Origin of the sequence: Pseudarthrobacter sp. NCCP-2145, assembly GCF_023708005.1 — a bacterium.
Classification (GTDB): domain Bacteria; phylum Actinomycetota; class Actinomycetes; order Actinomycetales; family Micrococcaceae; genus Arthrobacter; species Arthrobacter oxydans.
Genome location: NZ_BRCG01000012.1, coordinates 52,831 through 65,094 on the forward strand (window position 1 = coordinate 52,831; position 12,264 = coordinate 65,094).

At 67.8% G+C, this 12,264-nt stretch carries 8 protein-coding genes; 2 read left to right on the plus strand and 6 right to left on the minus strand.

Translation table 11 applies throughout. The annotated features are described in order from the left end of the window. Positions 1–32 precede the first annotated feature (32 nt). A complete protein-coding gene (locus NFU08_RS12000) occupies positions 33–764 on the minus strand; it encodes an alpha/beta fold hydrolase (protein ID WP_251423544.1) in 732 nt (243 codons plus the stop codon). Between the two features lie 101 nt (positions 765–865). Beyond that, complete coding sequence (gene ffh, locus NFU08_RS12005; RefSeq protein ID WP_174178188.1) at positions 866–2,449, minus strand: signal recognition particle protein; 1,584 nt, start codon at positions 2,447–2,449, stop codon at positions 866–868. Between the two features lie 117 nt (positions 2,450–2,566). On the opposite strand from ffh, the gene NFU08_RS12010 reads away from it, so the two are divergent. Further along, on the plus strand, positions 2,567–3,970 hold the full coding sequence (locus NFU08_RS12010; protein ID WP_174178186.1) for a glucose-6-phosphate dehydrogenase: 1,404 nt from the start codon (positions 2,567–2,569) through the stop codon (positions 3,968–3,970). A gap of 139 nt (positions 3,971–4,109) precedes the next feature. Here the strand turns inward: NFU08_RS12010 and NFU08_RS12015 are convergent, their stop codons facing one another. Beyond that, positions 4,110–4,448, minus strand: a complete 339-nt coding sequence (locus NFU08_RS12015) for a P-II family nitrogen regulator (RefSeq protein WP_104184824.1) — start codon at positions 4,446–4,448, stop codon at positions 4,110–4,112. After that, positions 4,445–5,806 (minus strand): ammonium transporter, encoded by a 1,362-nt coding sequence (locus NFU08_RS12020; RefSeq protein WP_174178183.1) that lies wholly within the window; start codon positions 5,804–5,806, stop codon positions 4,445–4,447. Before NFU08_RS12020 ends, NFU08_RS12015 begins: the two co-directional genes overlap by 4 nt. A gap of 283 nt (positions 5,807–6,089) precedes the next feature. Between NFU08_RS12020 and NFU08_RS12025 the strand changes: the two genes are divergently transcribed. Then, entirely contained in the window at positions 6,090–7,280 is a 1,191-nt protein-coding gene (locus NFU08_RS12025) for an MFS transporter (RefSeq protein WP_251423654.1), read from the plus strand. A gap of 19 nt (positions 7,281–7,299) precedes the next feature. Here NFU08_RS12025 and ftsY read toward each other — a convergent pair whose 3' ends face one another. Beyond that, positions 7,300–8,508 carry a signal recognition particle-docking protein FtsY gene (ftsY, locus tag NFU08_RS12030; RefSeq protein ID WP_251423547.1) on the minus strand — a complete coding sequence of 403 codons (1,209 nt, stop codon included), beginning with the start codon at positions 8,506–8,508 and terminating at the stop codon, positions 7,300–7,302. 76 nt (positions 8,509–8,584) lie between these two features. Next, the gene (gene smc, locus NFU08_RS12035) at positions 8,585–12,172 is read right to left on the minus strand and encodes a chromosome segregation protein SMC (RefSeq protein ID WP_251423550.1); all 3,588 of its coding nucleotides are present in this window, start codon (positions 12,170–12,172) and stop codon (positions 8,585–8,587) included. Positions 12,173–12,264 lie beyond the last annotated feature (92 nt).

Here is a 12,264-nt window from a genome sequence, read left to right on the forward strand (position 1 = left end):
ACGGGCCCCTGTGGAGGGCAGTTTCGGGAGGATCAGGAGGCGCGTGCCTGCACGCGGCTGGAGTCGTTGATGAACGAACGGATGATGCGGTCCCCTTCCGGGGAGTCGTGGGGCCGGTGCCCGCCGGCGGCAGTACGGTGGAGCGCCCCGGTTTCACGGAGGTAGCCGGCGATCTCCTCGTAGAGCGGCTCCCAGCCGCCGGTCAGGACGAGCGTCGGCACGCCGGGGACGATATGCAGCGGGGCTTCCCAGGACGGCGCCTGCAGCCGCAGCCGCCTGGCAGAACGCTTCTCCTCGGCAGTCACCGGCTGCTGCAGGTCGGTGGCATAGACCCTGCGGACGAACTCGCGCTGGAAATCCTCGTCACTGAGTTGATGCCGGACGTTATGCAGCGGCTGCATCAGCCCGATGTGCGCCGCCGTGGCCGGCAGTTCAGCGGTCAGGGACAGGCAGGCCGGCTCCACCAGGGTCAGCGAGTAGACAAGGTCCGGTCGTTCGACGGCGGCCATCATGGCGGAGATGGCCCCTTGCGCATGCGCCACAACGTGCCCGCCGGCGCTGCCCCGGCCGTCGTCCCCAAGGGAGTCCAGCAGGATGCGTGTGTCCTCCTCGAACGAGGACGCGGTGGGTTCGGCAACGGTGTCGAAGCCGTGGCGGCGCAGGAACAGGGCATCGTAGGACAGGGCCACGCCGTGCTGGCGGGGCCAGGCTGCGGCCCCGAAGCTGCCCGCGCCGTGCACGAACACTACCCTCTGCTTGAACATGACCCAACCCTATTCCACGGCACCGGCATCCCCGGCAGGCAGCAGCAGATGTCGTCGCGAGCCCTCAAACGGCATCTGCTGCTGAGCTGATCCTGGTGTGCCTATTTGCCGAGGAACTTGTCGAAGCCCTTGGGCAGGTTGAGCTGGGAGGGATCGAAATCGCCGGCCTGCTGGCCAAAGGCTGCGCCGGTGGGCAGCGCCTTGGCCGCGTTCGCCCGGCGGGCCTCGGCGTCCTTGCGCTCCTGCGCGGCTTTGGCCGGGTTGCCGGACTTGGCCTTCTTCTTGGGCGCGCTCTTGGCGTTCTTCCGGGCACCGCCGCCGGCCCCCGGCAGGCCCGGCATCCCGGGCATTCCCGGCATGCCGCCCTGGGCCATCTTCTTCATCATCTTCTGGGCCTGCGCAAAGCGCTCCAGCAGGCCGTTGACCTCGGAAACGTGGACGCCGGAACCGCGGGCGATGCGGGCACGGCGGGAGCCGTTGATGATCTTGGGAGCGACGCGCTCGTGCGGGGTCATGGACCTGACGATGGCCTCCACGCGGTCGATCTCGCGCTCGTCGAACTGCTCCAGCTGCTGGCGGATGTTCTGCGCACCCGGCATCATCATGAGCATCTTCTTCATGGAGCCCATATTGCGGATCTGCTGCATCTGGGCCAGGAAGTCGTCAAGGGTGAAGTCCTCCTGGTCGGCGAACTTCTTCGCCATCCGGGCGGCTTCGTCCTTGTCCCAGGACTTCTCTGCCTGCTCAATCAGGGTGAGGACGTCACCCATGTCCAGGATGCGCGAGGCCATCCGGTCAGGGTGGAAAAGCTCAAAGTCGTCCAGGCCCTCGCCGGTGGACGCAAACATCACCGGCTTTCCCGTGACAGACGCGACGGAAAGGGCGGCACCACCGCGGGCATCGCCGTCGAGCTTGGACAGGACGATGCCGGTGAAGTTGACGCCTTCGTCGAAAGCGAGCGCCGTGTTCACCGCGTCCTGGCCGATCATCGAGTCGATGACGAAGAGGACCTCGTTGGGCACGATGGCGCGGCGGATCTGGCGCGCCTGCTCCATCATGTCCGCGTCGACGCCCAGCCGGCCGGCGGTGTCCACAATGACGATGTCATGGAGTTTCTGCCGCGCTTCCTCAACACCGGCGCGGGCAACCTCAACCGGGTCCCCGGCAGGGTGTTCGAGCTCGGTGTAGGTGGCACCGGGGTGCGGTGCGAAGACGGGCACCTTGGCGCGCTGGCCCACGATCTGCAGCTGCGTGACGGCGTTGGGGCGCTGCAGGTCGCAGGCCACGAGCATCGGGCTGTGGCCCTGTGACTTCAGCCACTTGGACAGCTTGCCGGCGAGGGTGGTCTTGCCGGCACCCTGGAGGCCGGCCAGCATGATGATGGTGGGGCCGCTCTTGGCCAGGCGGATCCGGCGGGTTTCACCGCCGAGGATCTCCACCAGTTCCTCGTTGACGATCTTGACGATCTGCTGGCTTGGGTTCAGGGCACCGGAAACCTCAGCGCCCAGGGCGCGTTCGCGTACCCGGCCGGTGAACTCACGGACCACTGGAACGGCAACATCGGCGTCCAGAAGGGCGCGGCGGATCTCGCGGACTGTGGCATCGACGTCGGCTTCAGTAAGCCTGCCTTTACCGCGCAGGTTCTTGAAGGTTGCTGTCAACCGGTCAGAGAGTGAATTGAACACGCGACGTGCACTTCTTTCAGTGGATGATCAGGGCAGTGGATGATCAAAGGCTGTTGATGATCGGGACTCGACTATCTAGGGTACCAAGCCGGGCCCGCAAGGTGGCATGCTGGCCAAATGACGAGCCAACCAACTGTTAAGACCCTGCTCATCCTCGGCGCCTCGGGGGACCTGACGGGCAGGCTGCTCCTGCCGGGACTGGCGCGCCTGGTGGCAAGGGGACGCGCTGCGGGCCTCCGGCTGGTGGGTGCCGGATCCGATCCCTGGACCCCGGAACAGTGGCGGGAACGGGTGCATGCGTCCTTCGAGGCAGCCGCCGGGTCCGCAGCCGCCGAGGGGAAGGAAGCCCTCCAGTCACTTGAGAAGGAAACGGTGTACCACCAGCTGGATGTCACCGCCGAGGGGGCGCTGGCCTCGCTTCTTGGGGCGCTCGAGGGTCCCACCGCCGTCTACTTCGCGCTGCCGCCCCGCATCAGCCAGCTTGCCTGTGAGTCCCTCCGGCCGGAGCAGGTCCCGCCGGGCACGCGGCTGGTGATGGAAAAGCCCTTCGGTTCCAGTGAGGACTCGGCCCGCTCTCTCAACCAGACCCTGGTCCGGCTGGTCCCCGAAGACCACGTCCACCGGGTGGACCACTTCCTGGGCAAGGCCACGGTGCTGAACATCCTGGGCCTGCGGTTCGCCAACAATTTCCTGGAACCGGTGTGGGACCGGCACCACGTGGAAAAGGTGGAAATCATCTTCGACGAGGACCTCGCGCTGGAGGGGCGGGCCCGCTACTACGACGGCGCCGGCGCACTGCGGGACATGATCCAGAGCCACCTGCTGCAGATCATGGCCCTGCTGGCCATCGAGCCTCCGGCCACCATCGGTGAACGGGACCTGCGGGATGCCATTTCCGCCGTCCTTCGGGCCAGCAGCGTACCGGAGCCCTATGCCGGTTCCACCCGCAGGGCACGCTACACAGCCGGCCAGGCAGGAGGGAAGGACGTTCCCGACTACGCACGGGAGGAAGGCGTGGACGCTGAACGCGGGACCGAGACGCTGGCCGAGATCCAGGTCAACATCGACAACTGGCGCTGGAACGGGGTCCCGTTCATTCTTCGGTCCGGCAAGGCACTGGGCGCGAAGCGCAAGGAGGCAGTGGTCACCTTCCGCCCGGTGCCCCACCTGCCCCGGGGCTTTACCGGCGTGGACTCCCCCAACAAGCTGCGGATTGGCTTCGGCCCGGACACCCTGAGGTTCGACGTCGACGTGAACGGGCCCGGGAACATCTTCAGCCTGAGCCGGGCCACCCTGGAAACCGAGCTCAGCGGCTCCGACCTCCTCCCCTACGGCGAAGTCCTGGAGGGGGTGCTGGCGGGCGACCCGCTGCTGTCCGTCCGCGGAGATACGGCGGAGGAGTGCTGGCGGATTGTGGAGCCGGTCCTGCGGGCCTGGCAGCAGGACCTGGTCCCCCTGGAGGAGTACGACGCCGGCTCTGCCGGACCGGCATCCTGGCCCACCGCGGTGCACGGAAAGTGAGCCCCGGCGGCTTCGGCCGGCGGGCCCGCCGCCGATCAGGGGCCCTGCCTTAAACAGCGGAAGAGCGGGCAGGAAAACCCTGGGGTTTTCCTGCCCGCTCTTTTGCTGTTCACGGATGTTTCCGTGGAGTACCGCCGCCCTAGATCGCGGCGACACCGCGTTCACCGGTGCGGACCCGCACGGCTTCGGAGACATCCACCGTCCAGACCTTGCCGTCACCGGCCCGGCCGGTGTTGGAGCTGGCGATGATGACATCGAGGATGTCGTCCGCCTGCTCGTTCGTGGCCAGGACCTCCACGCGGATCTTTGGCAGCAGATCCACGTTGTACTCCGCTCCGCGGTAGACCTCGGTATAGCCGCGCTGCCGGCCGTAGCCGCTGGCCGCGCTGACCGTCAGACCCTGCACGCCGTAGGCCTCCAGACCTTCCCGGATGGCTTCGAGCTTTTCCGGCCTGACGATCGCTGTAATCAGTTTCATGCCCCCACGCTTTCCTTACCTGTTGCTGATTCTGTCTTCTGCGCACCCGTTGCTGCGTCGGATGCCTGCGCGGCGTCCGCCTGGGTCTTTCCGGTGATCATGTCGTGCAGGGGCTGGAAGCTTCCGCCGTGTCCCCCGACGCCGAACTCGTAGGCTGTTTCGGCGTGCAGGCTGAGGTCCACACCCACCGTCTCCTGTTCCTGCGAGACCCGGAAGCCCATGGTCTTGTGGATGGCCAGGGCGATGATCGTGGTCAGGACCGCGGAGTAGGCGATGGCGATCCCGGCTGCTGCCAGCTGCGCCCACATCTGGGTCATGCCGCCGCCGTAGAAGAGTCCGCCGCCGGCGCCTTCCTCGGGAAGGGCGATGAAGCCAAGGGCCACGGTGCCGATGATGCCGGAAACCAGGTGGACACCCACAACGTCGAGCGAATCATCGAAGCCCCAGCGGAACTTCAGTCCGACTGCCAGGGCGGAAGCGACGCCTGCGACGACGCCCAGGCCAAGGGCACCGACCGGGCTGACGTTGGCGCAGGCGGGGGTGATGGCAACGAGGCCTGCAACCACGCCGGAGGCTGCACCGAGTGAGGTGGGGTGGCCGTCGCGGATGCGCTCCGTGACCAGCCAGCCGAGCATTGCTGCGGCCGGGGCCGCGAGGGTGTTGACCCAGATGAGGCCGCCCTGCTCTGCGGTGGAGGCAGCGCCGCCGTTGAAGCCGAACCAGCCAAACCAGAGAATCGCAGCGCCGAGCATCACGAACGGGATGTTGTGCGGGCGGTGGTTGGGGTCCTTGCCGAAGCCCCGGCGGTTACCGACGATGAAGACGAGGATCAGGGCCGCAACACCGGCGTTGATGTGGACCACGGTGCCGCCGGCGAAGTCGATGGCTTCGCCGAGTGCCGCGCCGACAGCGCCTTCCGTGCTGAACAGGCCGCCGCCCCACACCATGTAGGCGAGCGGGCAGTAGACCAGCGTGACCCAGACCGGAACGAAGACGGTCCAGGCGCCGAACTTGGCGCGGTCAGCGATGGCGCCGCTGATGAGGGCCACCGTGATGATGGCGAAGGTGGCGCCGAAGCCCACCGTGATGAGCCCGTCGGGGGTGTCAATGCCTTCAAGCCCGAAGTTGGCGAAGGGGTTGCCCACCATCTGGAGGAAGCCGTCCCCGGAGGTCATTGAGTATCCCCACAGGACCCAGATGACTCCCACCATGCCGATGGAGATGAAGCTCATCATCATCATGTTCAGCGCGGCTTTGGCCCGGGTCATGCCGCCGTAGAAAAATGCCAGACCCGGTGTCATCAACAGCACAAGCGCCGCCGACACCATGATCCATACGTGACCTGCGGTAAGTTCCATGGTGCACGCCTCTCTTGTCTATGTGGTCGAAATTTTGCGGAGATGATCCGCCTGCCAACGCCTTTTGCGTCCTGTAACGAGTGTGTCGGCGCTGTGTTTCGGCCGCGGAGGATTTGTATTGCGGGGCTGTTACAACAACCTCTAGGAAGTAAATGGTGCATATCTGGCTTGTTACGGTTATGTTTCACCCCTCCCGCCGGAGCCCGGCACCCACATATGCAAGGACCACTGGACCATGACGGCAGATACCCGCGTGAGCCGCGCTACATCGCGGATTTTATCGATGCTGCGCAGGGACAGGCAGAAGCTCCCGCGCGACATCAAGGTGATGCTGGCCGCGGCGTTCCTGATTGCGCTGGGATTCGGTCTTGTTGCCCCCGTGTTGCCGCAATTCGCCACAACCTTCGGGGTGGGAAATACCGAGGCGTCCGTGATCGTGGCCATCTTCGCGTTCATGCGGCTGGTCTTCGCCCCTGCGGGCGGCGCCCTCATAGGCCGGCTGGGCGAACGCCCCGTCTATGTCACGGGGCTGCTGATCGTGGCCGCATCCACCGCTGCGTGCGCCTTCGCCCAGGACTATTGGCAGCTGCTGCTGTTCCGCGGGCTGGGCGGCGCCGGCTCAGTGATGTTCACCGTGGCGTCGATGGCGCTGGTGGTCCGGCTCGCGCCGCCCGAGAGCAGGGGCCGCGTCTCGGGTGCCTATGCGTCCGCGTTCCTCATCGGGAACGTGTGCGGCCCTATTGTCGGCGGGCTCCTGGCAGGTTTCGGCCTGCGCGTTCCCTTCCTGGCGTACGCGGCCGCCCTGGTGGTAGCCGCCGTCGTGGTCCAGACGCAGCTGAGCCATCAGCGCCGGGGCAGCGGGCCCCGGCAGGAACGCGCGGACATGCCGCTGGCCGAGGCCCTGGCTGCAGGGACGTACCGGACGGCGCTGGTGTCCAGCTTCGTGAACGGCTGGGCCACGTTCGGGGTCCGGATGGCCACCGTTCCGCTGTTCGCGGTGGCCGCGCTCGGCGCGGGGCCTGAAGCGGCGGGGTTTGCCTTGGCGGTCTTTGCTGCCGGCAACGCGGCGGCCCTGACGTTCTCGGGCCGGCTGGCCGATACCCTGGGCCGTAAGCCCATGATGGTGGCCGGGCTGCTGGTGGCGGGTGCCTCCACGGCTGCCATCGGCTTCACCACCGGGCTAGGCTGGTTCCTGGCGGCATCGGCGCTTGCCGGCATCGGCTCGGGACTCTTCGGCCCTGCCCAGCAGGCCGCCGTCGCCGATGTGATCGGCAACGGGCGGTCCGGCGGGAAGGTGCTGGCCGTGTACCAGATGACGTCCGACGTCGGCGCGATCGTGGGGCCGGTCCTGGCCGGCGTGCTGGCCGACCGGCTGGGCTACGGCTGGGCCTTCGGGGTGACCGGCGGCATCATGGTGGTGGCGGCGTGCTCCTGGCTTGCCACCCGGGAGAGCCTGCGGAAGCCCGCGGCGTAACCGCGGGCTGCAGCTGCGGCTAGTTCAGCAGGGCGTCCACGAAGCCTTCAACCTCGAAGGGGGCAAGGTCGTCTGCCCCTTCCCCGAGGCCGATCAGCTTCACCGGGACGCCGAGAGTCTTTTGGATTGCGACGACGATGCCGCCCTTGGCGGTTCCATCCAGTTTGGTCAGGACGATGCCGGTGATGTTGACCACTTCGGAGAACACCCGGGCCTGGTTCAGGCCGTTCTGGCCGGTGGTTGCGTCCAGCACCAGGAGGACCTCGTCCACTTCGGCCAGCTTCTCCACCACGCGCTTGACCTTCCGGAGTTCGTCCATCAGGCCCACCTTGTTCTGCAGCCGGCCGGCGGTGTCGATCATCACGACGTCGACTTCCTGGTCGATGCCGGCCTTGACCGCCTCGTAGGCAACCGAGGCGGGATCTGCGCCGTCAATGTCCGACTTGACGGTGGGAACGCCGACGCGCTGGCCCCAGGTTGCCAGCTGCTCTGCAGCGGCAGCACGGAAAGTGTCCGCCGCGCCGAGCAGGACGTCCTTGTCTTCTGCCACCAGCACGCGGGCAAGCTTGCCTACGGTGGTGGTCTTGCCGACGCCGTTCACGCCGACTACCATCATCACGGCAGGCCTGTCGGCGTGCCGCTGGACGTTGAGCGTGCGGTCCATGGTGGGATCGACGAGCTTGATGAGCTCCTCCCGCAGCAGCAGTTTGACCTGCTCAGGGGTACGGGTGCCCAGCACCTTCACGCGTTCGCGCAGCGCGTCCACGAGCTGCATGGTGGGTTCGGTGCCGAGGTCTGCGAGGAGGAGCGTTTCCTCCACTTCGTCCCAGACGTTTTCGTCGATCTTGTCGCTCGAGAGCAGGGCCAGGAGCCCCTTGCCCATGACGTTGTTGGAGCGGACCAGCCGTTCGCGGAGGCGGACCAGCCGGCCTGCCACAGGCAGCGGGGTTTCCACCGGAATGACTTCAAGTCCGGCGGCGTTGTCCGGGACTTCGGTGGCCTCCAGGCCTTCAAGGTCCGCGCCGTCCGGGGCCGTGCGGTCTGCCACCGAGCCCGGGCGGTCCTCCACCGCCGTGCTGCCGCCCCGCGGCAGGACGGGGTCGTTGGCGTCCCGCGTGCCGGGGTAGCGCGTGATGTTCTTCCGGGTCTTCATCAGGACCGGAATCAGCCCGCCGAGAACCACCAGGGCAGCAAGGATGGACAGAAGTATGGGAAGGATGTCATTCACTCCCCTAGCTTCTCATAGACGCCGGGGCTCTTTTGGGGGCCGGGGAGGCAGTTGACCTGCCGTTACACCGGCGGCGTCAGACCTCGGCCCCAAGCCTCTGGCTGATCACGGTGGAGACGCCGTCGCCGCGCATGGTGACGCCGTACAGGGCGTCGGCAACTTCCATGGTCCGCTTCTGGTGGGTGATGACGATGAGCTGGCTGGATTCCCGGAGTTCTTCGAAGATCGTGATGAGCCGGCCCAGGTTGGTGTCGTCCAGGGCCGCCTCCACCTCGTCCATGACGTAGAACGGCGAAGGCCGCGCCTTGAAGATGGCAACGAGCAGGGCCACCGCGGTCAGCGAGCGTTCGCCGCCGGACAGGAGCGACAGCCGCTTGATCTTCTTGCCGGCGGGACGGGCCTCCACGTCGATGCCGGTGGTGAGCATGTCGGACGGGTCGGTCAGGACCAGCCGCCCCTCGCCGCCCGGGAAGAGCCTGGCGAAGACCCGGGTGAACTGGGCCTGGGTATCCTCGAACGCCTCCGTGAACACCCGCTGGACACGGTCATCCACTTCCTTGATGATGTCGAGGAGGTCCTTCCGGCTGGCCTTCAGGTCTTCCAGCTGGGCGCTGAGGAACTGGTGGCGCTCCTCAAGCGCGGCGAATTCCTCCAGCGCCAGGGGGTTGACCCTGCCCAGGCCGGCGAGGTCCCGTTCGGCCTTCTTCAGCCGCTTTTCCTGCTCTGCCCTGTCATAGGGTTTACCCTCCACGATGTCCGCACCGGTGTGGTCCACGGGGGCGCGAAGGGCGGCCCATTTGTCACCGCTCTCCCCCGCCGGGACGGGAACCGGGACGTCCGGGCCGAACTCGGCCACCAGGGCATCGGGGGTGATCCCCAGTTCGTCAATGGAGCGGCTCTCGAGGGCTTCGATCCGTGCCTTTTGCTGGGTCCGGGCGAGTTCATCACGGTGGACGTTGTCCGTGAGGTCGGCGAGTTCACGGGCCAGCAGTTCGTTTGCGGTCCGGATCGCGGCGAGCTCCCGGTCCCGCTGCTCCCGGTTTTCCTCCGCCAGGTCCCGCTCATGCTGTGCCAGGTCCACGGACACGTCCACATGGCGAAGGGCCAGGCCGACGGCGGCGGAAACGGCTGCCGCCCGCCGCGCCTTGATGCGGCGGACCCGGGCGCGTTCGGCAGCTTCCTCGCGTGCCCTGCGTTCCGTTGCGGCCGCGCGCTCCAGGGATGCGGCCCGGTTCCGTGTGGCCGCGAGCTGCTCCTCTGCGCTGCGGAGCGACAGCCGTGCCTCCACTTCGGCGCTGCGGGCATGGGAGGCCGCCTGGGCCAGCGCGTCACGGTGCCCGGTGGAGGGCTCCTCTTCCAGCGGGACTTCCTGCGCTGCGGCCAGGCGGGCAGTGACGGCCGCGAGCGCCTCCTCCTCGGCGGCAACGTTCTCCTCAGCCTTGGCCAGCGATGCCGCCAGGCGGTCGCTTTCCCCGACGGCGCTGCGAAGGACGGAGTTCAGGTGGCCCAGGCGTTCTGCCACGGCGGCCAGCCTGGCGTCCGAGTCATGCAGCCTGTCCAGTGCGGCGTCGGCATGCTCCTGCGCCTCGGCCCGCCGGGCCTCGGCGCCGGCCAGGGCGAACCTGTTCCGCTCCAAACCTGCCATGACCTCGGCAAGTTCGCTCTCGGCGTCGTCCACGGCGGCCTGCACCTCGAGGAGGGACGGCGCCGTCGCCGAACCGCCCGTGGCTGACATGGCCGTAAAGATGTCTCCGGCCCGGGTGACGGCAGTCAGCTCCGGCTGCGCCGCCACCAGGGCGGACGCCGCCTGGATGTCGGGGACGACGGCGGTGCCGGACAGCAGGTGCGCCACGAGAGGTGGGCATGGGGACGCGGATGTGACGAGGTTCACTGCCCAGTGTGCCCCCGCGGGGAGGGGCGCCGTTGCGTCCGCCGGCTTTTCCGCAGTTCCATCAGCCGATTCGACGAGCAGCGACGCGCGTCCGGCGTCGTGGTCCTTCAGAAGCTGGACCACGGCGACAGCAGTGGCGGAATCCTGGACCACGACGGCCTCGGAGGCCTCGCCCAGGACCGCGGCGATGGCGGTCTCGAAGCCCGGCGTCACGGCCAGTTGCCCTGCCAGCGATCCGTGGATCCCTTCGAGGCCCGCGTGCAGGGCGTGGCTGGCGCCGTCCTTCCGTTCGAGGCCCAGCTTCAGGGCGTCCCGCCGCGCCACCAGGGCGTCACGCTTCCGGACTCCCTCGCTGACGGCGGCCTGGAGGCCTGCGATCTGCTGGACCACCGTGTCCAGGGCGTCGCTGGCGGCCTCGTAGTCGGCGTCAAGGGATTCCTCCCCCTCCTCAACGCCCGCCACCTGGTTTTCCAGGGCCGCGAATTCGGCCTGGGCGCGCGCCCGCCGTTCGTTCCCGGCGGCAAGAGATTCGCGCAGCCTGCCCAGCTCCGCCTGGGCGGATTCCACCCGTGACCTCGCCGCCGCCACCTGGCCGGCCAGGCGGGCCAGGCCCTCACGCCGGTCGGCTGCCGCGCGGAGCTCTGCAGTGAGCCGCTTGTCCTCTTCCAGGGCAGCGCGTTCCGCGTCGGCCTTGTCCGCCGAGGCTGTTTCGAGGGCGCTTCGCCGGTCCAGGATGTCCCGCTCCAGTTCGGCAAGCTCCTGACGGACCCTGGCCGCCTGGCGTTCCAGCTGTTCCGGATCGCGGCCGGGCGGCGGGGCCTCCACGGAACCGAGGAGGCTGCTGCGTTCCTGCGCCAAGGAGCCCAGGGACCGCAGGCGCTCCCTGGTGGCGGACAAACGGTACCAGGCGTCCCTGGCGGCGTTCAGCTGGGGGGTTGCTTCAGCTGCACGTTGTTCCAGCACGGCCTGCTCCCGGCGGCCGGTCTCCAGCTCCCCGGCAACGAGGGTCCGGCGTTCCTTGAGGGCGGCCTCGTCCGCTACGTCCTGTTCCAGCGCCAGCTGAAGCTGGACGAGGTCGTCGGCCAGGAGGCGGGCGCGGGCATCGCGGACATCGAACTGGACACGCTGGGCCCGGCGGGCCACTTCGGCCTGTTTCCCCAAGGGCGTGAGCTGGCGGCGGATTTCCCCGGTGAGGTCGGTGAGGCGCTGCAGGTTGGCCTGCATGGCGTCCAGCTTGCGCACCGTTCTTTCCTTGCGCCGGCGGTGCTTCAGGATGCCGGCCGCTTCCTCGATGAAGCCGCGGCGGTCCTCCGGCGTGGCGTGCAGGACACGGTCAAGCTGGCCCTGGCCCACAATGACGTGCATCTCGCGGCCGAGGCCGGAGTCCGACAGCAGTTCCTGGATGTCCAGCAGGCGGCAGCCGGCGCCGTTGATGGCGTATTCCGAGCCGCCCGAGCGGAACAGGGTCCGCGAGATGGTCACTTCGCTGTACTCGATGGGGAGGGCGCCGTCAGTGTTGTCGATGGTCAGCGACACATGGGCCCGGCCCAGCGGCGGCCGGCCCGAGGTGCCGGCGAAGATGACGTCTTCCATCTTGCCGCCGCGAAGGGTCTTGGCACCCTGTTCCCCCATGACCCACGCCAGGGCGTCCACCACGTTGGACTTTCCGGATCCATTGGGGCCGACCACCGCGGTAACCCCCGGCTCGAAATTGAAGGTGGTGGCGGACGCGAATGACTTGAACCCCCGGACGGTCAGGCTTTTGAGGTGCAAGGCGTTTCGGTTCTCCTGCTCGGCGGACGCGGATGGTGGGGACAGCCACGGATACCTACAATCTACTGCGGGCCGGGACATTTTCGTGCAGA